General features: G+C 64.0%; 22 protein-coding genes and 3 pseudogenes. 15 read left to right on the top strand and 10 right to left on the bottom strand.

What is annotated here, in order from left to right; all coding sequences use genetic code 11:
- Positions 1–151 precede the first annotated feature (151 nt).
- Positions 152–3235 carry an MMPL/RND family transporter gene (locus AWC03_RS09425; protein WP_408632638.1) on the bottom strand — a complete coding sequence of 1028 codons (3084 nt, stop codon included), beginning with the start codon at positions 3233–3235 and terminating at the stop codon, positions 152–154.
- Positions 3236–3464: 229 nt separating this feature from the next.
- On the opposite strand from AWC03_RS09425, the gene AWC03_RS09420 reads away from it, so the two are divergent.
- The 10 genes from AWC03_RS09420 (at position 3465) to AWC03_RS09375 (ending at position 14306) form a co-directional block, all read left to right on the top strand.
- Positions 3465–4055: a TetR/AcrR family transcriptional regulator gene (locus AWC03_RS09420; protein ID WP_042792061.1), complete on the top strand. Its 591-nt coding sequence runs from the start codon at positions 3465–3467 to the stop codon at positions 4053–4055.
- Between the two features lie 135 nt (positions 4056–4190).
- A complete protein-coding gene (locus AWC03_RS09415) occupies positions 4191–5648 on the top strand; it encodes a cytochrome P450 (protein ID WP_042792062.1) in 1458 nt (485 codons plus the stop codon).
- Between the two features lie 210 nt (positions 5649–5858).
- A complete protein-coding gene (locus AWC03_RS09410; RefSeq protein WP_180150374.1) occupies positions 5859–7001 on the top strand; it encodes an acyl-CoA dehydrogenase family protein in 1143 nt (380 codons plus the stop codon).
- Positions 7002–7318: 317 nt separating this feature from the next.
- Positions 7319–8032: a TetR/AcrR family transcriptional regulator gene (locus tag AWC03_RS09405; protein ID WP_051472933.1), complete on the top strand. Its 714-nt coding sequence runs from the start codon at positions 7319–7321 to the stop codon at positions 8030–8032.
- Between the two features lie 77 nt (positions 8033–8109).
- Positions 8110–9048 carry a R2-like ligand-binding oxidase gene (locus AWC03_RS09400; protein WP_042791989.1) on the top strand — a complete coding sequence of 313 codons (939 nt, stop codon included), beginning with the start codon at positions 8110–8112 and terminating at the stop codon, positions 9046–9048.
- Between the two features lie 237 nt (positions 9049–9285).
- Positions 9286–9696: an SCP2 sterol-binding domain-containing protein gene (locus AWC03_RS09395; RefSeq protein WP_042791990.1), complete on the top strand. Its 411-nt coding sequence runs from the start codon at positions 9286–9288 to the stop codon at positions 9694–9696.
- 54 nt (positions 9697–9750) lie between these two features.
- On the top strand, positions 9751–11367 hold the full coding sequence (locus AWC03_RS09390) for a long-chain fatty acid--CoA ligase (protein WP_042909773.1): 1617 nt from the start codon (positions 9751–9753) through the stop codon (positions 11365–11367).
- A 47-nt stretch (positions 11368–11414) separates the two neighbouring features.
- The gene (locus tag AWC03_RS09385) at positions 11415–12521 is read left to right on the top strand and encodes an NDMA-dependent alcohol dehydrogenase (protein WP_042791991.1); all 1107 of its coding nucleotides are present in this window, start codon (positions 11415–11417) and stop codon (positions 12519–12521) included.
- Between the two features lie 55 nt (positions 12522–12576).
- The gene (locus AWC03_RS09380) at positions 12577–13641 is read left to right on the top strand and encodes a BtrH N-terminal domain-containing protein (protein WP_051472934.1); all 1065 of its coding nucleotides are present in this window, start codon (positions 12577–12579) and stop codon (positions 13639–13641) included.
- A complete protein-coding gene (locus tag AWC03_RS09375; protein WP_042791992.1) occupies positions 13638–14306 on the top strand; it encodes a transglutaminase-like domain-containing protein in 669 nt (222 codons plus the stop codon). The genes AWC03_RS09380 and AWC03_RS09375 overlap by 4 nt, the downstream gene beginning before the upstream one ends.
- A gap of 153 nt (positions 14307–14459) precedes the next feature.
- On the opposite strand, the gene AWC03_RS09370 is transcribed toward AWC03_RS09375, so the two are convergent.
- Positions 14460–15344 carry a metal-dependent hydrolase gene (locus tag AWC03_RS09370; protein ID WP_042792065.1) on the bottom strand — a complete coding sequence of 295 codons (885 nt, stop codon included), beginning with the start codon at positions 15342–15344 and terminating at the stop codon, positions 14460–14462.
- 66 nt (positions 15345–15410) lie between these two features.
- Here AWC03_RS09370 and AWC03_RS09365 point away from each other — a divergent pair, with 66 nt between their 5' ends.
- On the top strand, positions 15411–16112 hold the full coding sequence (locus AWC03_RS09365; protein WP_473143630.1) for a TetR/AcrR family transcriptional regulator: 702 nt from the start codon (positions 15411–15413) through the stop codon (positions 16110–16112).
- A gap of 21 nt (positions 16113–16133) precedes the next feature.
- Here AWC03_RS09365 and AWC03_RS09360 read toward each other — a convergent pair whose 3' ends face one another.
- From AWC03_RS09360 to AWC03_RS27260, 5 genes and pseudogenes are all read right to left on the bottom strand, one after another.
- Positions 16134–17024: an alpha/beta fold hydrolase gene (locus AWC03_RS09360; RefSeq protein ID WP_042791994.1), complete on the bottom strand. Its 891-nt coding sequence runs from the start codon at positions 17022–17024 to the stop codon at positions 16134–16136.
- 71 nt (positions 17025–17095) lie between these two features.
- Positions 17096–17495: pseudogene (locus AWC03_RS09355) on the bottom strand (PaaI family thioesterase); the annotation flags it as partial.
- Positions 17496–17522: 27 nt separating this feature from the next.
- On the bottom strand, positions 17523–17717 hold the full coding sequence (locus AWC03_RS28305; protein WP_408632637.1) for a hypothetical protein: 195 nt from the start codon (positions 17715–17717) through the stop codon (positions 17523–17525).
- The gene (locus tag AWC03_RS09350) at positions 17707–18198 is read right to left on the bottom strand and encodes a TetR/AcrR family transcriptional regulator (protein ID WP_420845654.1); all 492 of its coding nucleotides are present in this window, start codon (positions 18196–18198) and stop codon (positions 17707–17709) included. Before AWC03_RS09350 ends, AWC03_RS28305 begins: the two co-directional genes overlap by 11 nt.
- Before the next feature lie 165 nt (positions 18199–18363).
- A pseudogene (locus AWC03_RS27260) lies at positions 18364–18722 on the bottom strand (hypothetical protein).
- A 28-nt stretch (positions 18723–18750) separates the two neighbouring features.
- Between AWC03_RS27260 and AWC03_RS28300 the strand changes: the two are divergent.
- From AWC03_RS28300 to AWC03_RS09340, 3 genes are all read left to right on the top strand, one after another.
- A complete protein-coding gene (locus tag AWC03_RS28300) occupies positions 18751–19197 on the top strand; it encodes an IS5/IS1182 family transposase (protein ID WP_042791995.1) in 447 nt (148 codons plus the stop codon).
- Positions 19115–19699, top strand: a complete 585-nt coding sequence (locus AWC03_RS28295; RefSeq protein ID WP_408632635.1) for an IS5 family transposase — start codon at positions 19115–19117, stop codon at positions 19697–19699. Before AWC03_RS28300 ends, AWC03_RS28295 begins: the two co-directional genes overlap by 83 nt.
- A 104-nt stretch (positions 19700–19803) precedes the next feature.
- A complete protein-coding gene (locus AWC03_RS09340) occupies positions 19804–20766 on the top strand; it encodes an IS481 family transposase (RefSeq protein WP_042792067.1) in 963 nt (320 codons plus the stop codon).
- On the opposite strand, the gene AWC03_RS09335 is transcribed toward AWC03_RS09340, so the two are convergent.
- On the bottom strand, positions 20712–21107 hold the full coding sequence (locus AWC03_RS09335) for a TetR family transcriptional regulator (protein WP_082278413.1): 396 nt from the start codon (positions 21105–21107) through the stop codon (positions 20712–20714). The two genes, AWC03_RS09340 and AWC03_RS09335, sit on opposite strands and share 55 nt — an antisense overlap.
- Positions 21104–21613 carry a PaaI family thioesterase gene (locus AWC03_RS09330; RefSeq protein ID WP_042792068.1) on the bottom strand — a complete coding sequence of 170 codons (510 nt, stop codon included), beginning with the start codon at positions 21611–21613 and terminating at the stop codon, positions 21104–21106. Before AWC03_RS09330 ends, AWC03_RS09335 begins: the two co-directional genes overlap by 4 nt.
- Positions 21614–21764: 151 nt before the next feature.
- On the opposite strand from AWC03_RS09330, the gene AWC03_RS09325 reads away from it, so the two are divergent.
- Positions 21765–22472, top strand: coding sequence for a TetR/AcrR family transcriptional regulator (locus AWC03_RS09325; protein ID WP_085240232.1), 708 nt, complete (start codon positions 21765–21767; stop codon positions 22470–22472).
- On the opposite strand, the pseudogene AWC03_RS09320 reads toward AWC03_RS09325, so the two are convergent.
- Positions 22432–22662: pseudogene (locus AWC03_RS09320) on the bottom strand (transposase); the annotation flags it as partial. The gene AWC03_RS09325 and the pseudogene AWC03_RS09320 sit on opposite strands and share 41 nt — an antisense overlap.
- Between the last annotated feature and the right edge of the window lie 57 nt (positions 22663–22719).

Here is a 22719-nt window from a genome sequence, read left to right as displayed (position 1 = left end):
ACATCGTCAGTCCTTCCCGCCAAGCACCGCTCGGCGTGTCAGACCAAGATCAGATCCACCGTTGTTCGGACAGTCCCCCGTTTGCGGCTGTGGCAGATGCCGATGTTGTTGGCGGGGGCGTTACCCGACGGGCCCGGCGCGGCGATGCAGTTCACCGCGGGCGGTGGCCGGGCGGGTGCGGGGGTGTGGTCGAGGGCGGTGTGTTGGGCCACCAGCTGGCTTGGCGTAGGAGTGTGGCGATGGCGGGGACGGTGAGGGTGCGCACGAGGAAAGTGTCGAGCAGCAGTCCGCAGCCGATGATGAATCCGGCTTGGACCATGATGGCCACCGAGCCGACCATCAGGCCAAACATGCTGGCGGCGAAGATGAGTCCCGCTGAGGTGATGACCGAGCCGGTGTTGGCAACGGTACGTAGTACGCCGACGCGGATATTGCGTCCTGATTCTTCACGCAGCCGCGACACGAGAAGCATGTTGTAGTCGGCGCCGACCGCGACCAGGATGATGAACGCCACCAGGGGCACCGGCCAGGCGATGGGATAGCCCAGCTCCCATTGGAATAGAAGCACGCCGATGCCCAGTGCGGCGAGGTAGTTGAGCACCACGGTGCCCAGCAGGTAGAGCGGGGCCAGCACAGCGCGCAGCAGCAGTACCAGGATGAGCCCGACGATGAGCAGGGTAGCGATGGCCAGTTGGGCGAAGTCGGCGCGCAGCAGGCGTTGGATGTCGGAGTTGACGGCGGGGAATCCGGCCACTGACATGGTGGCGTGGGCTAACGCGGTGTTGGGCCGGGCGGCGTTGGCGATGTCGGTGATCTGGTGGGCGAGGTGGATTGCTTCGGCGCTGTAGGGGTCGAAATTGGATTCGATGGCAAAGCGCGCGGTTTTACCGTCTGGGGAGACAAATTGCTTTGCCACGTCGGCGAATTGGCGGTTTTCGAAGACGTTGCCAGGTAGGTAGAAGCCGCTGGAGGAATCCGAGCGGGCGCTGGCCCGGGCAGAGTTTTGCAGCTGGATGGCGATCTGGCTCATCCCGTAGAGCATGTCGATGTTGCTGTCGGCCAGGGTGTGCACGCCGGTCGCCAGTGCTTGGGCGCCCGAGGCAAGCTGGCCGACGCCGTCTGAAAGGCGCCGTATGTTGCCGGCAAGGTCGGCGGGGTCCCCGAGGGTTCCGAAGGCTTTGTCCAGTGCGCCGACGGCGGACTGGACGTTGGTGAGGGTGCCGGTGACGGTGGCGTTGGTGGCGGGGTTGTAGCGGTCGCCGAGGTCGGCGACCTCGGTGAAGAACCCATTGTCACGCAGGCTCACCAGAATCTGGACTTGGTCACGGATCTGGGTGCACTGCGGTGTGGTGGCACACCACGGGGAGCTGTTGAGGGCGCCGGCGAGGGGGTCGAGGACGGCGATGGCGTTTTGAGCTTGGTCGGCCAACGGGCGCAGCCCGGGGCCGGATTGGATGGCTTGATCGACGGCGGGGGCGGTGGCCGAAAGCTGTTGCAGCAAAGGCCGCAACTGCTGGGCCTGGGTGGCGGCAGACTGGGCCTGGGTGAGTATTCCGGTTAGCGGAGTCAGGGCGGTGCGCAGGGTGGTGTCGAGTTGGGCCAGGCCCTCCGCGAGTTGGCTGGCGCCGTTGGTGAGTTTGGTGAGGTCGTCTTTTCGGGTGTTGCCGTCGGCGACGGCGCGGGCCATCTTGTCGCCGATCTGAGCGTTTTGCCATGAGAGTTGGGCTTGTTCGAGGCGGGTTCCGGTGGGGCGGGTGACTCCGGATACTTTGGTGACGCCGGGGATTTGCGCGATGCGGGAGGCCATTTCGTCGAGGTCGGCCAGCCCCTTTGCGGTGCGCATGTCGGTCGGGTTTTCCACGACCAGGAATTCGGTGACGATGCTGTCTTTGCGGAAGTGGCGGTCCAGCAGGCGGTAGCCCTGGTTGCTGGCGGTGCCGGCCGGCTGGCCTTTGCGGTCGTCGTAGCTGATCTTCATGGTCGCCGCGACCGCGGTCAGGGCCAGCAGGATGACCAGGCTGGTGATCAACAGCGGTACCGGCCGGCGGACCACCGCGACTGCGACGCTGTTCCAGTAGCGCCGGGTGCGGTCAGATTTGGGTTCGCCGATGCCTCTTTTAGCGGCCAGTGACAGCACCGGTGGCAGCAGCGTGATGGTGGCTGCGAACCCGACCAGCACGGCGACCGCGCAGGCCGGACCGAGGGCGGCGAACACGCTCAGGCGGGCGAACACCATGGTCAAGAAGGCGAACGCCACGGTGGCCGCCGAGGCCAGGATCACCCGGCCGATGCTGGCGGTGGCGTGGATGACGGCTTGATCGGCGGGAACCTGGGCGCGGCGCTGCTCGTGGTATCGGCTGATCAAAAACACCGTGTAGTCGGTGCCCGCGCCGAGCAGGATCGCGGTCATAAACGCCACAGTGAACTGGGAGACAGGCATGCCGATTTCGCCGAGCGCGGACAGTACACCGCGCCCCACGGCCAGGCTTGTCCCGATCACCAACAGCGGCAGCAGCGCGGTGAACACCGACCGGTAGACGATCAGCAGGATCAACGCGATCAGCCCGGCCGTTGCGATCGAGATCAGCAGTAGATCGTGTTCGGCAGAGGCGATCATGTCACTGAACGTCGTCGGCGGGCCCGTCACGTACGCGGTGGTCGACGAGCCGGCGAACACCTCTGCGACGAGGGCGCGCACCGCCTGCACCGATGCGGCCGCGGTGGGATCGCCCAACGTGCCGGCCACACCCACCGGCAGGTACCACGCCTTGCCGTCGCGGCTGACTGCCTGGGACGCGGTGACCGGATCGGCCAGCAAGTCTTTCACCAGCAAGACATGGCCGGTGTCGGCGCGCAGCCGCGCCAGCAGCTGGTCGTAGCGCTGCCGCGCCGAGGCAGTCAACCCGGCGGGGTCTTCCATCGCGACGAACACCACCGTCTTGGAACCCTGTTCACCGAAGGCCGCGCTCATCCGGTCCACTGTTTGCAACGACGGAACATCTCGCGGGAGAAGGTTCACCGACTGCTTGCGCACCACCGTCTCCAGCTGGGGAAACAGCACGGCCAGCAGCACGGCGACCAGCACCCAGGATCCGATCACCAGCGCCTTGTGCCTGACGGCGAATCCAGCCAGGCTCGCCAACCGCAGGCTGTATTCGCGTGATCCCACGAAACCGGCCGGTGGGGCGGGTCGGGAAAGGAGTGCAGTCGCACTTTCTGTGGAACCGACGGTCACATACACCTCCAGCCGAAAGCGAGACTAGTAGTCTCGCTACGCTACTATCAGTACCACAGCGGGGGGTCGCGCGGCGATTCAGGTGTCGCTTCATCTCACCGATCGGCCATCGCGCGGCTGGCACGTCGGGATCGGTCCGTATTTCTGGCGAAGTACCTGGCCAAAAGGCTTCGCGATTATCCTTTCGACTATGCCCAGTGAGTCCCTCCGAATGTCGTTTCGCCGGCACATGCGCGAACAAGTGTTGGACGCTGCGCGGGCCCTGACGATCGAGAAGGGCTGGGAGCGAGTACGGGTGAGTGAAGTCGCCGAGCTGGTGGGTGTCTCTCGTCCGACGCTGTACAAGGAGTTCACCGACAAGAAAGGACTCGGCGACGCGCTGATCGTCCGCGAAGGCGAGCAATTCTTGGATGGCGTTCGCGCGGTGCTCGAAGAGCATGCCCGCGACGCCGGTGCAGGCATCATGGCCGCCGTCCGCTACACCCTGGACGAGGCGGAGTCCAGCCCGTTGCTGAAAGCGGTACTGACCTCCAACCGGGGGACCGACGCCGGGCCCGGGTCGCCCGACACCGGGGTGTTGCCGCTGCTGCCGACATCGGCGTCGCTGCTCGAGTTGTCCTCGGCAACGATGATCAAGTGGTTCATCGGCCATTTCCCGGGGCTCGACGCCCAGGATGTACGGGATGTCGTCGACGCCTTGGTCCGGCTGACCGTCAGCCACCTGGTATTGCCCACTGACGACGCCGCAGCCACAGCGGGGCGTATTTCGCAGGTCGCGTTGCGGTATCTGCGACTGGACCACCCATCTGTGACAGATTGAGCCGAACTGTCTGAAGCTTGACATTTAACTGATCCCTGTAAATGATTTGGGGTATCGCCGGTTAGGCGCAGTCACGCGAGAACTGCCAGCGGTCGATGGCGATCTGTGTGTTCAGAGAAGTGCGAAGGAATGCTCATGACTGGGTTGTTGCACGCTCCGGTCGATAAGGCCCGCGAGCGCTTGTCGTCGGTGATTTTGGTTCCGGCCCCCCGCCGCGTCGAGGACGACTGGCGAGAGCTGAGCCGGCGGTGGCCGGTGCGCGATTTGGCGGCTCCACCGGCTGGCAGCGGTCTCAAGCCGGTTCCTGGTGACCCTGGGCTGCCTTTCGTTGGGCACACCTTGGACTACATCCGCTTTGGTTCCGAACTCGGCCGCGAACGCTATGCACGGCTTGGGCCGGTGACCTGGATGGGAGCTTTCGGCACCAAGATGGTGGTTATCGCCGGACCGGAGGCCACCCAACAGGCGCTGACCAGTAACGCAAAGGCGTTCTCGCAAGACGGCTGGAGCTTCCTCATCGATGCGTTTTTTCATCGCGGACTGATGTTGATGAGCTTCGATGAACACCGGATGCACCGGCGCATCATGCAGGAGGCGTTCACCCGGCCCCGGCTGGCCGGATACGTCAAACAGGTCGCCCCGTGCGTGCGCGCCACCGTTCCGGCCTGGCCGACCGGGCCATCGACTCGCCTGTATCGCCTGCTGAAGAACCTGACACTCGACGTCGCCACCGATGTGTTCATGGGCGGCCGCGGCAAGGACGAAAGCGATGCGGTCAATCGGGCTTTCATCGCGACCGTCCGCGCTGCTAGCGCCATCGTCCGCGCGCCGCTGCCCGGCACCCGGTATCGGGCCGGGATCCGTGGTCGACGGGTTCTGGAAGATTATTTCACCCGTCACCTGCCGCAGGCTCGCTCCGGAGGCAGCGACGACTTGTTCACCGCGCTGTGTCAGGCCCGCACAGAAGACGGCGAACAGTTCACCGACGCCGACGTCATCAACCACATGATCTTTTTGATGATGGCTGCCCACGACACCTCGACCATCACCACCACCGCCGTCGCCTACTTTTTGGCCAAACATCCCGATTGGCAGGACCGGGTGCGCGCCCAATCCGACGTCTTCGGCGACAAGGTTCTCGATATCGACGATTTGGAGGGCTTGACCGACCTCGACCTCGTCATCAAGGAGTCGCTGCGCCTTCTCGCCCCGGTGCCCCTGGTGATGCGAAAAACCGTCGAAGACACCGCCATTGCCGGCTACTACATCCCGGCCGGCACCCTGGTGGCCATCACTCCGGCGGTCAACCACTACGTCACCGACGTCTGGACCGAGCCCGACCGCTTCGATCCCCTGCGCTTCGACTCACAGCGGCGCGAGGACAACGCGCACCGTTTCGCCTGGATCCCCTTCGGCGGAGGCGCCCACAAGTGCATCGGGATGCATTTCGGCATGCTCGAAGTCAAGGCCATCTTGCACCAGATGCTGCGCACCTACACCTGGAGTGTGCGGCCCGACTACACCGCCAGGTGGGACAACACCTCGCTGCCCATCCCCGTCGACGGCCTTCCCGTCGACTTGCGCAGGCGATGAGCACGCAGGTGACAGTTCCACGCCCGCACTGTCTCTTGGCGGGCCGATATTGTCCCTAGCTCATTTCGACACGATTCTGCCCGGGCTGGCGTCGGCGCGAAATCCGCTGCGGTACAAGCAAACGTAGCCGCACAGCCGCCAGGCGATTCTGACGCCGAACTGATTTTTGACAGCGAATCTCGACAGGCTCGACAGCAGAAAGGCTTCTTGATGAACCTCAACTCGCCCTGGCGCACTTCAGAACTCGACGCAGTCCGCGAGCTGGCTGCCAAGTTCTGCGCCACTGAACTCGCACCTCACCGGGAGCGGTTCGCCCAACAGCACCACGTTGACCGGGCGTTGTGGCAGCGCGCCGGAGATCTCGGCCTGCTGTGTATGTCGATACCGGTCGAATACGGCGGTGGCGGCGGAACTTTCGCCCACGAAGCAGTGTTACTCGAAGAGCAAGCCCGCATCGCTGACAGCTCGTGGGGCGCGGGCCTGCACAGCGGCATCGTCGCGCACTACGTCCTTCAGTATGCCCAAGAAGAATTAAAGCAGCGCTGGCTGCCTAAAATGGCTTCCGGCGAACTTATCGGTGCGATCGCGATGACCGAGCCCGGCACCGGCTCCGATCTGCAGAATATCACCACGCGAGCAGTAGCGGAGGGCGACGACTATGTGATCAGTGGCTCCAAAACTTTTATCACCAACGGTCAACAAGCTGACCTCGTAATCGTCGTCGCCAAAACTGATCCAAATCACGGAGCCAGCGGCATCTCGTTGATCGTCGTGGAGGCCGACCGGCCCGGGTTCCGCCGCGGGCACGTCTTGAACAAGATCGGCCAGCACGGCCAAGACACCTCCGAACTGTTTTTTGACGCGGTGCGCGTGCCCAAGTCCCACCTGCTCGGCGAAACCGAAGGTCAGGGTTTCATCCAGCTGATGACTCAGCTGCCACAGGAGCGGTTGATCGTCGCAGTCGGTGCCGTCGCCGCCATGGAAACGGCGTTGCAGCACACCTTGCGTTACACCCACGAACGAGAAGCGTTCGGCCGCAATCTGTTCAGCTTTCAGAATACCAAGTTCACGTTGGCTGAAGCCGCCACCGAAACCCGCATCGCGCGTGTCTTCCTCGACCACTGCATCTGTTTGCATCTCGACGGCAAGCTCGATGTGCAAACCGTAGCGATGGCGAAGTGGTGGACGACAGACCACGCGATGACCGTCATCGATAATTGCTTGCAGCTGCATGGCGGCTACGGATACATGAACGACTACCCGATTTCTCGTCTCTGGGTCGACCAGAGAGTCCAGAAAATCTACGCCGGAACTAACGAAATCATGAAAGAGATCATCGCGCGATCCCTGTAGCCTGAGCTACCTTGCGCCCCCGCAAATCGCCATGCCGACTACCCTCTCAGCGACCACCGCGTCGCGCTGAGAAGGTCATGACCCGCAGTGGCGGTACCCGCGCTCACGTCACGAGATTTCCTCAACGCTGGGGGCGGATGATCGCTGACCTACACCGGCCCAGACTTCACCCATCGGATGACGGCTCGCAACTGAACGTGCCTCTTGCACAGTCTATTTCGACTCGGAAAGCCTCCCCCGCGGCATTGACTGTGACCTGCATCATGCTACAATGACCAGTGGTCATTATTTTTGACGGATCGCGACAAGGAGGTGGGATGCCGACGGTTACGTGGGCGCGTGTCGATCCAGCCCGTCGCGCAGCCGTGATAGAGGCGGCCGAAGCCGAGTTCGCGGCGCATGGGTTTTCAGGCGGCAGCCTGAACGTGATCGCACGCCGTGCGCTAGTGGCCAAGGGGAGCCTCTTTCAGTATTTCGCTGACAAACGCGACTTGTACGCATTCGTCGCCGACGTGGCTAGCCAGCGGGTGCGGTCGTATCTGGAGGTCCGTATCCGCGAACTCGATTCGAGCCGGCCGTTCTTCGACTTCCTCACCGACCTGCTCGACGATTGGATCACGTATTTCGCCGAGCATCCTCGCGAACGTGCTTTGCACGCTGCCGCGAGCTTGGAAGTCGATAGTGAGGCCCGCGTCAGCGTGCAGACGGTGGTTCACCGCCACTACCTCGAAGTGTTGCGCCCTTTGGTGCGTGACGCGCACACGCGCGGTGACCTGAACGCCGATGCTGATACGGCCGTCTTGTTGTCCTTGCTGCTGCTGTTGTTTCCGCATCTGGCGCTGGCGCCGCACGTCCGCGGGATGGATCCGGTCCTCGGCCTTGATGAGCCCACACCGGAGCAGCCGCATCTGGCGGTGCGCCGCCTGGTGTCAGTCATGGTGGCCGCGTTCGCGCCGTCATCCTCGCCACGCAGCGGTCCATGCGATGCCATGACTGAGCTGTCCCGCAGGCAGACAGCAGCGTGCACATGATGTGAAGGAGGCCCGAATCCACGTACCGCAAAAGTCCTACGCACTAATTTTCCTACGATGACAAGGAGGTCACAATCATGACGAGGTCCGATTATGGTTCGCTCGCAGAGGGCGGGCTCAACTGGGATAGTCTGCCGCTCAAGCTTTTCGCCGGCGGTAACGCGAAATTTTGGGACCCGGCGGCCATCGACTTCTCCCGCGACCGGGCGGACTGGGAGACATTGTCAGACAGCGAACGGGACTTGGCGGTGCGGCTGTGCGCGGCTTTTTTGGCCGGCGAAGAAGCGGTCACACAGGACATCCAGCCGTTCATGGCTGCGATGCGGGCCGAGGGCCGGCTGGGTGACGAGATGTATCTGACCCAGTTCGCGTTCGAGGAGGCCAAGCACACGCAGGGATTTCGGTTATGGCTTGATGCCATGGGGATTACCGACGACCTGCACGGCTATCACTCCCCGATTTACCGGAAGATCTTCAACGAGGAGCTGTCCGAATCACTCGGCGCCTTGGTCGCGGATCCGTCACCCGCTGCCCAAATCCGTGCGGCCACAACTTACAACCACATCGTTGAGGGGATGCTGGCGCTGACCGGCTACTACGCCTGGCATAAAATCTGTGTAGACCGCGGCATTCTTCCCGGTATGCAGGAGTTCATTGGCCGTATCGGTGACGACGAGCGCCGCCACATGGCGTGGGGCACGTTCACTTGCCGGCGTCACATCGCCGCCGACGACACGAACTGGTCGGTGTTCGAAACGCGAATGCAGGAGCTGATCCCGCTGGGCGTGCAGATGATCGAAGACCTCCTGGCCCCCTACGGCGAGCACATCCCGTTCGGCCTGACCGTCGACGAGTTGGCCAAGTACGCGACCGATAAAGGGATGCGCAGGTTGGGGACCATCGAGAGTGCCCGAGGACGCCCCGTCGCCGACATCGACGTCGACTACACGCCGGTGCAACTCGAAGACGAATTCGCCGATGAAGACCGCAAAGCGCTGGCCGGCGCTTCAGCCTGAGCTGTCGGGCTAGACAGCGACCCTCCCGGGCTGAGCAATCCCGTGCGGCCGCACCACTCAGTCAGCAACGTTCGCAAGCCGATTGTTGACGAAACGGCGTGTTGCTGCCTGGGTGCGGCCCAGCGGGCACCGCGCCGCCGGCGTTGCTGGTGTCGTGTTATCGGTCCGCCGGATGTCGTAATCAAGCTGCGGTTCACAAGGCCGTGCAATTAGTTGTTCCGACGAGATGAGGTTGAAATGGCTGTTTTTGCTGATGAGGATGAGGTTTACGCCTATCTGGGTGGGATTTTCCGACGTGGGCTGGATAAGGAGGGGTTGGCTGACAAGCTGGCGGGTTCGGGGGTGGTGTTGCGGGTTCATTACACCGATCCGGATGCGGTGGTGACGGTGGATATGCCTAATAAGGTCGTCGAGACCGGTGCGTCGAGTGCGGCGGTGCCCAATGTGGAGTTGTTCATGTCGGCGGACATGGGAAACAGGTTCTGGTTGGGGAAGGTGAACTTGACGGTCGCGATGGCCACGGGCACGGTGCGGGCCAAGGGTCCGGTGGCCAAGTTGATCAAGCTGATACCGCAGGCCAAGAATTTGTTTCCGGAGTATCGGCTGATGTTGGAGGCCGCGCAGCGTCGGGACCTCATCGATGCGTGAGCCGCAGCCCTGGACTGGTTTGCTGAGCGCGGTGGTGCCGCGGTGAAATCGACGATGCAGGACGTTCAGTTGGGTGTCGCCGGGATCGTCGGGCATGCGGCGACGGTGCATGGCGAGCGGGAGGTGTTCAGCGCGCGCGGTCCCGGCGACATTTCTCGGGTGACTTACCGGGAGTTGGCGGTTCGGGCGGCCCGGCTGGCCAACGCGTTGCGTCAGGTCGGTGTGCGCGGTGATGAGCGGGTCGCGACGTTGCAGTGGAGCAATCAAGAGCACCTGGACAGTTACGCCGCGGTGCCGTCGATGGGCGCGGTGCTGCACACGTTGAATCTGCGGTTGCCGCCGCAGCAGTTGGCGTGGATCGCCAACGATGCCGATGACCGGGTGGTCATCGTCGATGACACGGTGCTGGGCGTGCTGGCGGCGGCGCTGCCGACGATGGCGTCGGTTCATACGGTGCTGGTCACCGGTGAGGGTGATCTGGCGCTGTTGGATGGTTGCGGGAAAACCGTGCTGCGCTACGAGGAGCTGGTGGCGGGCCAGCCGGAGACCTTCGACTGGCCCGATCTTGACGAGCGCGCCGCCGCGGCGATGTGCTATACGAGCGGCACCACCGGTCACCCGAAAGGAGTGGTTTACAGCCATCGCTCGACGTGGCTGCATTCGCAGGCCGCCTGCACGGCGAACGCGTTGGGCATCGGTCATGACGACACGGTGTTGGCCATTGTGCCGATGTTTCACGCCAACGCCTGGGGGCTGCCCTATGCGGCGATGATGGCCGGCGCGCAGCTGGTGTTGCCGGATCGGTTCTTGCAGGCCGCGCCGCTGGTGGAGATGATCGAGGCGACGAGGACGACGATGTCGGGTGCGGTGCCGACGATTTGGACCGACATCTTGCACTACCTGGGCGACAATCCCGGCCATGACTTGAGTTCGTTGAAGTTGGTGGCGTGCGGGGGATCTGCGGTGCCGCGGTCGTTGATGAGCGCGTTTGACGAGTTGGGCATCCGGATCGTGCAGGCGTGGGGTATGACAGAAACCTCGCCGCTGGCCTCGGTGGCCCTGCCGCGCCACACCGACCCCGCCGATACCGCGCAGCGACTGCGGGCGACGCAGGGTCGGGTGGTGGCCGGCGTGCAATCCCGCATCGTCGACGACACGGGCGTCGAACAGCCTTGGGACGGCGAGTCGGTCGGGGAGATCCAGGTGCGCGGTCCGTGGATCACCGAACGCTACTACGGCCAGGACACCGCAGCGGTTACTGCCGACGGGTGGCTGCCGACCGGTGATGTCGGCACGATCTCTGAGGATGCGTTCATCACGTTGACCGACCGGGCCAAAGACGTGATCAAGTCCGGCGGTGAATGGATTTCCTCGGTGGAACTGGAAAACGAATTGGCCGCGCACCCCGGGGTGCGTACCGCGGCGGTCATCTCCGTGCCCGACCCCAAATGGCAGGAACGGCCGCTGGCGGTCATCGTGCCACACGCCGGGCACACAGTCACCGCCGCGCAACTGGCGGACTTTCTGCGCGACCGAGTGGCCAAGTGGTGGCTGCCGGAGCGGTGGACGTTCGTCGCCGAGGTCCCGTTGACTTCGACCGGCAAGTTCGACAAAAAAACACTCCGCCGGCAGCACGCCGACGGCGCGTTGGTCATCGAGACCCTCGGTTGATCTTGTCCCGTCGATAAATAGGAACATCCAGTGCAAGGAGTGAAACGGTGAAGACACGCGCAGCGATTCTGTGGGATCTGGGCCAGAAATGGGAGGTCGAGGAGGTTGAGCTCGATCCCCCCGGTCCCGACGAGGTGCTGGTCCGGTTGACCGCGACCGGGTTGTGTCACTCCGATGAACACCTGGTCACCGGCGACCTGCCCATCCCGCTGCCGGTGGTGGGCGGACACGAAGGTGCCGGCACTGTGGCCGCGGTCGGGCCCGGCGTCGACGACGTCGCAGAGGGCGATTCGGTCGTTTTGACGTTCCTGCCCGCGTGCGGACGCTGCTCGTATTGTGCGCGCGGCATGGGCAACCTGTGCGAGATGGGTGCGGCGATCATGATGGGACCCCAGATCGACGGCACCTACCGCTTCCACGCCCGCGGCCAGGACATCGGTCAGATGTGTTTGTTGGGAACGTTTTCCGAGTACACCGTGGTGCCGCAAGCCTCACTGGTCAAAATCGACGCCGCAACCCCGCTGGACAAAGCAGCCTTGATCGGGTGCGGTGTCACCACCGGGTACGGGTCGGCGGTGCGCACCGGGGAGGTGCGCGCCGGGGACACCGTGGTCGTGGTGGGGGCGGGCGGTATCGGCATGAACGCCATCCAGGGCGCCCGCATCGCCGGAGCGTTGACGATCGTCGCGGTCGACCCGGTCGCGTTCAAACGCGAGCAGGCCGCCCGCTTCGGCGCGACGCACACTGCTGCCACGATCGATCAGGCGTGGGCATTGGTCAGCGATCTGACCCGAGGCAAACTCGCCGACGTGTGCGTGTTGACCACCGACGTGGCCGAGGCGTCCTACATCGGTGAGGCGCTGTCATTGGTGGGAAAGCGGGGCCGGGTGGTGGTGACCGCGATCGGGCACCCCGACGACGCCTCGATGTCGGGATCGCTGCTGGAATTGACGTTGTACGAGAAGCAGATCCGCGGCGCGCTGTACGGGTCGTCCAACGCCGTCCACGACATCCCGCGGCTGGTCGAACTCTACAACGCCGGGCAACTCAAACTCGACGAGCTGATCACCCGGGAATACACCCTCGAGCAGATCAACGAGGGATACGACGACATGAGATCAGGCCGCAACATCCGCGGACTCATCCGATTCTGACGAGCGAAAGGCGCGAAAGGCTTTGGGCACAGGACAGATCGCCTACCGGCACCGAATGGGTGGGCACTGCGGGTCGTCGGCGCTGCGGGACCTCACCGAATGGGCCGAACTCGGCTGGGGATCTGAGCCGCCAACCGAGGGGCTGGTGTTCGCTCTCGGTGGTGCCGTGGACTTCAGCTACATCCGCTGCGCCCGGTTGCGGCCGCAGATCTATCTGGTGGGGCGTGGAGGCGGGCTGGAAGAGGACTACCTGACCCGTATCGGCGCCGGGCTGCGGGTGGCCTCGACTGATGACGCCGACGTCGGCTGGGCATGGGTGACCGGCGAGATCGACGCCGGCCGGCCGGTGATGGTGTGGGCCGACATCGCCGAGCTGCCCTATCTTCGGGTGCGGTTGAGCATGAGCCGCCACGATGTCGTGATCGTCGGCTACGACGACGATCATCAACTGGCCTATGTTGTCGACAACGACCGGGACACCATCCAAAGCGTTCCGTATGAGAACCTGCGACGCGCCCGGTGCTCGACCGGGTTCCCGGTGCCGACCCGTCACACCACCTATCTGATCGACTGGCCACGCCACGTTCCCGAACTGGCCGTGATCAGCGGGCCCGCGCTGGCAGCCAGCGCGGCGTCGATGCGCGGCGAGGCCGACGGGCCGCCGCTTCTAAATTTCAACGACGCCGACCTGGCAGGGGTCGGGTTACCTGGTGTGCGGGTTTTCGCCGACGACGTGCGCTGCTGGCCTGACTATTTCGACGACGATGCGCTCGCAGAAGCACTGTTCGGGCTTGGCGCGTTCATCGAAAAGGCCGGTACCGGTGGCGGACTGTTCCGCCGCCTGCAAGCTCACGGCTGCCAGCACATCGCCGAGTTGCTGGACAACGACGCGGTCGCCATCGCGGCAGCAGCGGCCCGTGGAGCAGCCGACCTGTGGACCGCTGTCGCCGAGAAAGCCATGGACAACAGCCTTTCGGTGCGGGACCGCTGTGCTGCGGCGGCCCATCTGGCCGCCGGACTGCCCGAAGCCGAGCGGTGTCTTGCCGAGGCCTTGGACCACGCGGCGCGATCGCTGACAGGCCATATCGCGATCGAGGCGAGGACAAAAGGCGCTCAGTGACCGACACATCCACCGGGCAGCACCCGAGTTTTCTGGCAACGACGGAGTTCCTGGACTGGCGCCACGACAATGTTCAGCGCTTCACCCGGGCGGCGATCGGCGACAGCCACGATCCGGTGACACGAGCCCAACGCATCTTCACCGCTGTCCGCGACACGATTTGGTACGACCCCTACAGCGTCGATGACGATCCCGGTCACTACCGAGCCAGCTACGTCGCCACCGCTACCCGCGCCTACTGCGTCCCCAAGGCGGTCCTGCTCACCGCGGCGGCCCGCGCCGCGGGTATACCAGCCCGACTGGGTTTCGCCGATGTGCGCAACCACCTACAAACCGACACGCTGCGGGCCCGCATGGGCGGTACCGACCTGTTCGTCTACCACGGCTACAGCGAACTTTTCGTCAACAACCGCTGGGTCAAGGCGACACCGGCGTTCAACGCCGAACTATGCGCCCGATTCGGTGTGCCCCCAATCGACTTCGACGGCGAACACGACGCACTCCTGCACGCCTTCGACAGCGAAGGCCACCACCACATGGAATACCTTCACGACCGCGGCTGGTACCACGACCTGCCCTTCACCGAAATCATCAACGAACTCCGACAGCGCTACGGCCCGCTCATGCACACCCACCCCACCGAGCACGACACCTTCGCCCGATAAGCGGCAGCCGCCTGGCAGCGGGAATGAAAGTCGCTCACGTCAGAACATGCCGAAATAGGTTGCAGCACGGCGTGATTGACTGTACCCCTGTATCGGCGGTGGCAGCTTCGACGTCGGGGATCCGGTTACCGGCGTGTTTGTCTCTGGATGAGACTAGGCCCTTGGCGCGTCGGCCGGCTGCCCGATCCGCTGGGCGCCGTCGGCGTCGAACAACTCGGCTGCCCAGCGGCGCAGGACGTCGGCGCTGTCCCAGTCGTCAGGGTGAAACCCGGGGCAAGTGTAAGAACGGAAGCGTTGCACCGCCTCGGGACTGAACATGGGGGAACGACGAAATGCCCTCAGGCTGGCCCTCATTCGTCTCGGATGATATGCAGCACGGTCAGTCGCCATAGACCGGAGCGTTTGGGCGATCAACTCGGTGAACAAGATCAGCGAAGCGACGCGCATTCCCCAGACGCGGGTGCGTTCGGTGGCCCCGATCGTCCGTAAGACATCAAAAGCAACGGCCTTGTGCTCGGACTCCTCGAACGCATGCCACAGCAGGATCGGCCGGACCTCGGTGTCGCCGATCAGTTTCTGGGCTTCATCACTGGTCAAGATGATCTCGGCCAGTGTCGCCGTGTAGTGCTCGAGAGCGGCGGTGACAGCCAGGCGCAGGACCGGGGAGAAGCGCTGCTCCAACCGGGCAACCAATTTTTTGATGTGCCGATCGATCCGGTCGGTCGGATAACCCATCGCCTGCAACCGCTCGTTGAGCAGCCGATGCTGATAACGGTGGGTGGCCTCCTGCGCGATGAATCCCGTGACCGCCTCCTGAAGGTCAGGGTCGCTGATCTGGTCACGGTACTGGCGCACTGACCGAATAAAAAAGTCTTCGCCTTCGGGAAACGTTGCCGACAAGGTCGAAATAAAGTGACTCATCACCAGCTCGCCGCCCACGAAATGCTGGCGAGTGGTGCCCGAAGGCAATGCGAAACGGACCCGGCGGGCCTTGGGCAGCACCCGTGTTCTCGACGATATCGACGACTCGTTGCTCATCACGCTGCCCCTTGTTCGTAGTGGACAAATCTGACTTTACGTCTAGTCAGATGTGGGTGCAAGACTATGCGTGTGCGTTCGGTCCGGGTGTACAGCGGAATGTCGGCCGAGCAGCGTCATCGCCGCCGCCGCGAGCGCTTGATCAATGCTGCCGTGGAGTTGATCGGCACCCGGGGCGTGACGGCGGCCACGGTGACGGCGGTGTGTGCAACCTCGGGGGTAACCTCGCGGTACTTCTATCAACACTTCACCGATCGGGACGAGCTGTTGCGGGCGGTCTACCAGCAGCTCTACGCCACCTTCCAGGAGGTAATAGTCCAAGCGATCCCCGACGCGGGAGCGACCCCCGAGGTGTTGGCACACGCTCCGATTCGCGCGCTGATCACGATGATCGAAAGCGACCGGCGGCTGGGCCGGCTTTTGTTTGTCGAATCGGCAACCGAACCGCTGCTACGTGAATTGCGCAGCCAACTCATGGCTGGATTCGCCGACCTCGTGCTGCGCGAGGCTAGAGTGCGCCTCGATATTCCCGACTCCGCAGTAAGCGTCGCCCATCTGGCGTCGACCCTGGGGGTGGGCGGGCTGTTCGAGGTGCTGCGCCGCTGGCTCGACGACGAACTCGACTTCCGCACCGACGAACTCGTGGCCCACTGCGCAGGCTTCCTCGGAAGCCTCGGCGCCTACGTGCTGTCACTCAATACCAGTGAGACCACGCCGGCAGCCACTCACCGTCGCGCCGGCGGCGCAGCGGCAGGCGACTCGCAGTAGGGATGGGTTCAGCGGGCAGCGTCACGACTTTGCCGCAATGGTGCGGTCCAGAAAGTCCGCGACTGCCGCGGTGAAGGCGTCGTTGTCGTCGCCGGCGACCATGTGGGCTGTGCCCGAGACGTCCACTGTCTGGGCATGCGGTACGACCTGCAGGAATTCATCGACCGATTGCTGCGATGTGACGTCGGAGAGCACACCGCGCACCAGCAGCGTCGGCGCCCGTACGCGGCGGGCTCCGTCGACCAGCAGGTCGGTGATGGCGTTGAACTCCTCGGCACCGGCCGCGGGATCGCCGCGCAAGAAGTGGAAGTTGGAGGTCACGAAAGCCGGGTCCCATCGCCAGATCCACCGATTGTCCTCGCGCTGCCGTAACACTTTGCGGAGTCCGTTCAGACTGCGCGGCCGTGCGCGGTGTGGGTTGTATTCGGCGATGGATTCGGCCGCCTCGTCGAGGCTGCCGAATCCATCAGGGTGGGCGGCCATGAACGATACGACACGGCGTGCTCCGTCGAACTCGATGCGCGGGGTGATGTCGACCAGGATTACTGCGGCCCACAGGTCTGCGGCTGCGAGTCGGTGCGCCCCGAGAACGGTCATGCCGCCCAGAGACGCACCCACCACCGCTACGGGGCGGTCGCTTGACGCTTGCGCACGTACGGCCAGAAGATCCGACGCCAGCACGTCGAGATCGTAGTGTCCGGTGGGATCCCAGGCGCTGTCTCCGTGACCACGGGCGTCATAGGCGATGACGGTGTAGCCAGCTTCGTGTAACTGGTGCGCGGTGGCCGCCCACGCCTGGCGGTTTTGACCTCCGCCGTGTAGCAGGAGGACGACAGCGGGGGAATCGGGATGCCGGTAACAATCCGCGGCAAGCCTAACACCGTCGTTGCCGTTGAAGTGCGTGAGCGTCATCGGCGCAGCCGTGCGAATCGGGCAGCTAGAGCCGTCAGGGGAATGCTGACTTTCGCGCTCACGTCGACCCCGGTCGTTGGGCGCACCACGGTTACGGTTCCTTGGGCGGCGCGCACTGCGCTCCCGTCGTTGCTGATGTCGATTCTGCCGACCCCGCTACGCTTTTCCAGCGCGATGATCTCGACCACGGCGACGCACACGCGGTGTGACACGGGCGCAAGCCGTTTCAGCTTGAACTCCGTGATCGCGGCCCATGATCCGGCCGGGATGACTGGATAGAACACCACACCCAGGCAGTGGTCGACCATCGCGGTCGGGCATCCGCCGAGCGGATCGCCGAACGCAGTCAAACAGGTCAGCGCGGGCATCCATCTCCACCACCAGTCGCCCGGCGCTGAACTCGGTGTGGCGAAACCCAGATAACCGGATAGCCTCTTCCGCGACCGCCAAAGCGTTCTGCGCAAACTGCACGGTTAGCGCTCTCGAGCGGCGTCGGAGTCAATCGTCATGACTTAAGACACTACTTAAGATTTGTTGCATGCCGCCAGACTCGGCGGTGGAAAGCAACGACGGCAGCAGGAAACGGCGCAGGAAGGTGTTCACGCCGTCGGGACTGCGCTGGCGGGGGCCGCGCACCGCGATCAGACTGAGGATGACGCGCAGAATCCACTCGGCGGCGTCGTCAACTGACACCCCCGACCCTAATTGATCCCCACCACTCTTTGAAGACCGGTCGTAGGAATTCGGCGACGAGGTCGAATAGTGCCACCGACGTGCCTTCGGCCAACCCGACACCGGCTAAATCGTTGGCGCTGCCGAACAACACACCGATGATCGGCTCGCGGTGAGCCGCCCGTACCGTCTCCTCGACGAAATCGACGCTCGCCGGACCTAAATCGGCATGTTCAGCGATGCGCGGAGCAATGCGTCGCAGGTAGCGCTCCGTTGCCCGCAGGATGAAACCGGACACGACGGACTCGCGATTGGAGAAGTAGCGGTACACCGTGGCGCGCGAGACCCCGGCACGCCCCGCGATGTCCTCCATGGTGGTGCCCGACTGCCCCCTATCCCGCAAACAGTCTTCGGCGGCGTCGAGCAGGCGATCCGTGGGGCCACCGCTCGGGTGGCCGCAGGCGCCTGACCCCGCCGCGATGATGTCATCGCCACGATGCACCTGACTCGAACCGACCAGCGACGTAACGAAAGCGAATTGGCGGCCCTCCCGCTTTCGGATGCGACATCATCAGTCTTCTGTCGCATTGCCACAGACTCCGGCCACCACCGACAAGGCCCTCGGCGATGCCGCAACGATGCGCATGCCCAATACCGTCGCCTTGGGTCACGGTCGTCGGGCCGTTGATGACAATGCCAGATTGGCCAATATCCGCCGGGTGGCTCGAGTGATGCGATCGCGGGTCTGTGACGCCGAGGCCCGTCGGCCGATGAAAGCGGTCAAATTCGCCAGCCAGATGTCGGCGATGACCCCGGCGACACGTCGATCGAGAAGGCTGGGCGTGCCGCCGGCGAGGGTGCCGCCAGGAGATCTTCGATGACCCCGGCGGCCTCGTTCACCACGTCAGCCGCGGTGCTGTCAGTGACCCGGAAAGCCTTGACCATGGCTTCGGTAAGCAGTGGATCGCGCTGCCAGCGGTCGTGCAGATAGGCGCTGAGCCGGTCTAGGGCGTGTCTGACAAAGATTTGGGGTGTTGTGCCTGAGGCTTGAGCTATGTCGCGGTTTCAGTTGCTCACCGATGCTCAGTGGTCCTTGATCGAAGATCTGCTTCCGGCTCGGACAGGTAAGCGGGGCAGGCCCTTTCAGAATGCCCGCTCGATGGTCGAGGGCATCATTTACCGTTACCCGGTGCGGCATGTCAACGGCGGGGACACGGGGTCAGTTTTCAGACGACGCCAACACGGCATTGCCTGGCGAGACGTGCCCGATGTGTTCGGGCCATGGCAGTCGATCTGGACCTGGCATCGAAGAATGAGTGCCGAAGGCACCTGGGATGTCGTGCTGGCCCGGTTGCTGACCGCCGCCGCCGACGCCGGGATCATCGACTGGGCTGTGGCGGTGGATTCCACGATCGCTCGTGCTCACCAACACGCCACGAACATCACCCGCGACACGGGGGGCTGGGTCGAATTACACGAATCTGACGATCGAGCCGCCTGACCACGGCATTGGCCGCTCCCGCGGCGGATTGACCAGCAAAATTCATCATCTCGTCGACGGCCGCGGACGACCCTTGGTGGTGCTCGTGGGCGCCGGCCACGCCCACGACGGACCGGTGTTGGAGCATTTGCTCGCACACTTGAAAGTGGACCGCCGCCGCGGCGGCCGACCACGGACCCGCCCCGATCGCCTCCGCGGCGATAAGGCCTACTCCAGCCGAGCAACACGAACACGGCTACGCCGCCGCGGCATCGGTGCGGTCATTCCCGAACCATCCGATCAGATCGCCCACCGCAAGCGCCGAGGTGCACGTGGCGGCCGGCCCCCAGCCTTTAACGCCGAGGATTACAAGGGCCGCAACGTCGTTGAACGAAACTTCAATGACGTCAAGCAATGGCGCGGGCTGGCCACTCGCTACGACAAACTCGCCCTCGTCTACCGCGGCGCAGCGGTCCTGCGCGCCATCACCCTCTGGCTATCCCATTTGTCAGACACGCCCTAGTTGTACCCGGTCATGACGTTGGTAGCAGGCGTGTCGGCTTGATGTGAGGAGAACCCCCGGGTGGGGTGTGGCTTGTCGAGGTCCATCACCGTCCGGAGGTTCTCATGTCTCACCGTAATGCCCGTACCACCTTTCGCGGCCGGCTGCTGATCGTGCAACGGCATCGAGCGGGTTGGGCCAAAGCTCGTATCGCCGAGGCGATGGGCTTGTCGCGCAAGTGCGTGCATACCTGGATCACCCGGTTCGATGCTGACGGACAAGCGGGTTTATTTGACCGGTCCTCGCGGCCTCACACGATGCCCACACGAACCCCGCAAAGCCTGGAGAACCGGATCGTAGCCTCGCGCCAGCGCCACCGGTGCGGCCCGGATGAGATCGCAGAAAAGCTCGGTGTGAGCGCCCGTACTGTGTCACGGGTGCTCCGCCGACGCGGGGTGCCGTATCTGCGGGACTGCGACCCGATGACGGGCGAGCTGATACGTTCCTCGAAGTCCACGGCCGTGCGCTATGAGCGGCTGCGACCGGGCGAGCTGGTCCACATGGACGTCAAAAAGCTCGGCTGCGTCCCCGAAGGCGGGGGTTGGCGGGCTCTTGGCCGTGCCAATAGGGTGCGAGACCACAAGGCGGGCATCGGCTTTGACTACGTCCACTCTCTAGTCGACGACTATTCCCGGCTGGCCTACAGCGAGATTCTTCCCGACGAGAAAGGCCCAACTTGCGCCGCCTTTTTGCAGCGGGCAGCCGCGTACTTTCGCGATCACGGCATCCCCGCCATCGAATGCGTCATGACCGACAACGCCTGGGCCTATCGCTGGTCGCTGCGCGCGATCTGCGCCGAGATCGGCGCCAGTCAGATCTTCATCAAGCCGCACTGCCCTTGGCAGAATGGCAAGGTCGAGCGCCTAAACCGCACCCTGCAAACCGAATGGGCCTACCGACAGGTCTTCACCTCCAACGCCCAGCGTGCCGCAGCCCTTGCCCCCTGGCTCAAGCACTACAACACTGAACGCCGTCACAGCGCACTCGGCGGGCTACCGCCCGTCAGCAGACTGCGACCAACCTTATGACCAGGTACACCCAGTCGCTGCGCGGGCGTAGCGGCGCCGGCCGTCCAGTGCCAGCCTGCCTCCACACGGTGAAATTGACGCGTCAGCGCGACCGCCAGCAGGTAATTCTTCGACGGAACGTAGCGATACAACGTGCCCACGGCCATGCCGGCATGTTTGGCAACTGCGCGCATTTGCACGGCGTCGTAGCCGCCCACCGACGCCAATCTCACCGCCTCATCCAGCAACGCTTCCCATCGCTCCGCTGCCAGGTGCGGTGCGGCGCTCACGCCGCGCGCAGGCGACGCATTGGCGCCAAATTTCTTCGTGGCTGGGTGAGCGCGCAAGTCCGGTGAGCTCATCGAGCCAGGCCGTTTCGGGACACCCCATCGCGACCGAATTGCTCCAGCAGGCCGCCAAAACCGGACACGTCGCCGTGAGCGGCGAAATGTTCGGCGTCGACCAGCACGAACACCGCATCGGCGGTGAAGCGGATGATCCCATCGCCGCCGACGCCAGCGGCTCTGACGTGCAACGCGCGGCCCTGTCGCATCTCAATGTGGGCCGTGATCCGATGAGGCTGGTTCAGTGGAACCGGCAGCAAGTACTCGACAGTCAGGCGGCGAGTGACTGCCGGGGCTCCAATGAGCCACGGCGTAAAACCCAGCACGTCGTCGCACGCCGCAGCAACAGCACCACCGTGGGCAAGCCCGGGAGCGCCGACGTGGCGGTCGGTGAACGTCACATCGGCGTATACCGAATCGCCACTGCGATGTGCCACCAAATGCAGGCCATGCGGATTCTGCGGCCCACAACCCAAACATGTCGAAGTGTGGTAGGGCAGCAATTGCGGGACCGACACCGGCAAGTCGCCGGGCGCGCTACCCTCGTCGACCAAGCGATCAGACAAACTAACGGCCTTTCGCTACCATCGGTTTCGCTCCGATACTGCCGGAACTATAGCGGGCTCCACATGGAACCGTCAGCCAGGAGCATGGTCAACCGCGAAGCGAGGAAGAATGAGCAGCCTGCCGCAAGCCCACAGCGCCGGCGTCGACGATGTCGACCCGCGGCGAACTCGATCCCGCAACCGGCTTCTCGACGCCGCAACAGCCTTGCTCACCAGCGGCGGCATCGAAGCCGTCACCGTCGACGCGGTGACCAAAGCCTCCAAAGTCGCCAAAACCACCCTTTACCGCCAATTCAACAGCTCGTCACACCTGCTCGCGGCCACTTTCGAACGGCTACTTCCCCAAGTCGAATCACTGCCACCCGCCCCAGGCTTGCTGCGCGAACAACTCATTGAGCTGCTGACCCGCCAGGCCGGCGTCTTCGCTGAGGCGCCGCTGCACGTCACCGTCCTGGCCTGGCTCGCGCTTGGCCCCGCCGCGCCAGCTGAACAGCACGCCTCCACGGCCCTGCGCGCCCGCGTCATCGAGCAGTACCGCTGGCCCTTCGACGCCGTTCTGCAACACGCCACAGCACGAGCCGAACTCGACGACTTCGACCCACAACTGGCTTTGTGCCAACTCATCGGCCCGCTGGCATTCGCGCGAATAACCGGCCTGCGCGCCACCACCGCCGACGACTGCGCACGCATCGCCGACGACTTCCTAGCCGCTCACCGATCTGTCGACAGCCCAGCACGCGGGACTATCTCGCTAACGGTGTTTCCGGCGGTTTCCATCAGTAGGTTTCGGCTGCCGGGAATCGGTCGCCGAAAGTGATTGCAAACGCATTCAGCGCTGGCTTCCACCGCATCATCCATCGTGCCCTGCCAACACCGGTCGGGTCCAGGGATCGGGTCACGAGATATAGGCACTTCAACGCGGCCTGCTCAGACGGGAAATGCCCTCGTGCCTTGATCGCTCGCCGGTAGCGGGCGTTGAGGGACTCGATGGCGTTGGTACCCGGTATGAAATGGGGTGGAGGCCCACGTGGTTCTGTCTTGCCTGGTCAGACGTACTAGGCATA

The sequence above is a fragment of the Mycobacterium europaeum genome (assembly GCF_002102155.1).
Classification (GTDB): Bacteria; Actinomycetota; Actinomycetes; order Mycobacteriales; family Mycobacteriaceae; genus Mycobacterium; species Mycobacterium europaeum.
This window is presented reverse-complemented; position numbering and strand designations above follow the sequence as displayed.

Bases quoted from the DNA above. Each gene is read 5' to 3' on its own strand.
- AWC03_RS09420 (WP_042792061.1), top strand. From the start codon at position 3,465: ATGCGCGAACAAGTGTTGGACGCTGCGCGGGCCCTGACGATCGAGAAG.
- AWC03_RS09415 (WP_042792062.1), top strand. From the start codon at position 4,191: ATGACTGGGTTGTTGCACGCTCCGGTCGATAAGGCCCGCGAGCGCTTG.
- AWC03_RS09410 (WP_180150374.1), top strand. From the start codon at position 5,859: ATGAACCTCAACTCGCCCTGGCGCACTTCAGAACTCGACGCAGTCCGC.
- AWC03_RS09405 (WP_051472933.1), top strand. From the start codon at position 7,319: ATGCCGACGGTTACGTGGGCGCGTGTCGATCCAGCCCGTCGCGCAGCC.
- AWC03_RS09400 (WP_042791989.1), top strand. From the start codon at position 8,110: ATGACGAGGTCCGATTATGGTTCGCTCGCAGAGGGCGGGCTCAACTGG.
- AWC03_RS09395 (WP_042791990.1), top strand. From the start codon at position 9,286: ATGGCTGTTTTTGCTGATGAGGATGAGGTTTACGCCTATCTGGGTGGG.
- AWC03_RS09390 (WP_042909773.1), top strand. From the start codon at position 9,751: ATGCAGGACGTTCAGTTGGGTGTCGCCGGGATCGTCGGGCATGCGGCG.
- AWC03_RS09380 (WP_051472934.1), top strand. From the start codon at position 12,577: ATGGGTGGGCACTGCGGGTCGTCGGCGCTGCGGGACCTCACCGAATGG.
- AWC03_RS09370 (WP_042792065.1), bottom strand. From the start codon at position 15,344: ATGAGCAACGAGTCGTCGATATCGTCGAGAACACGGGTGCTGCCCAAG.
- AWC03_RS09365 (WP_473143630.1), top strand. From the start codon at position 15,411: ATGCGTGTGCGTTCGGTCCGGGTGTACAGCGGAATGTCGGCCGAGCAG.
- AWC03_RS09360 (WP_042791994.1), bottom strand. From the start codon at position 17,024: ATGACGCTCACGCACTTCAACGGCAACGACGGTGTTAGGCTTGCCGCG.
- AWC03_RS28300 (WP_042791995.1), top strand. From the start codon at position 18,751: ATGTCGCGGTTTCAGTTGCTCACCGATGCTCAGTGGTCCTTGATCGAA.
- AWC03_RS09340 (WP_042792067.1), top strand. From the start codon at position 19,804: ATGTCTCACCGTAATGCCCGTACCACCTTTCGCGGCCGGCTGCTGATC.
- AWC03_RS09335 (WP_082278413.1), bottom strand. From the start codon at position 21,107: ATGAGCTCACCGGACTTGCGCGCTCACCCAGCCACGAAGAAATTTGGC.
- AWC03_RS09325 (WP_085240232.1), top strand. From the start codon at position 21,765: ATGAGCAGCCTGCCGCAAGCCCACAGCGCCGGCGTCGACGATGTCGAC.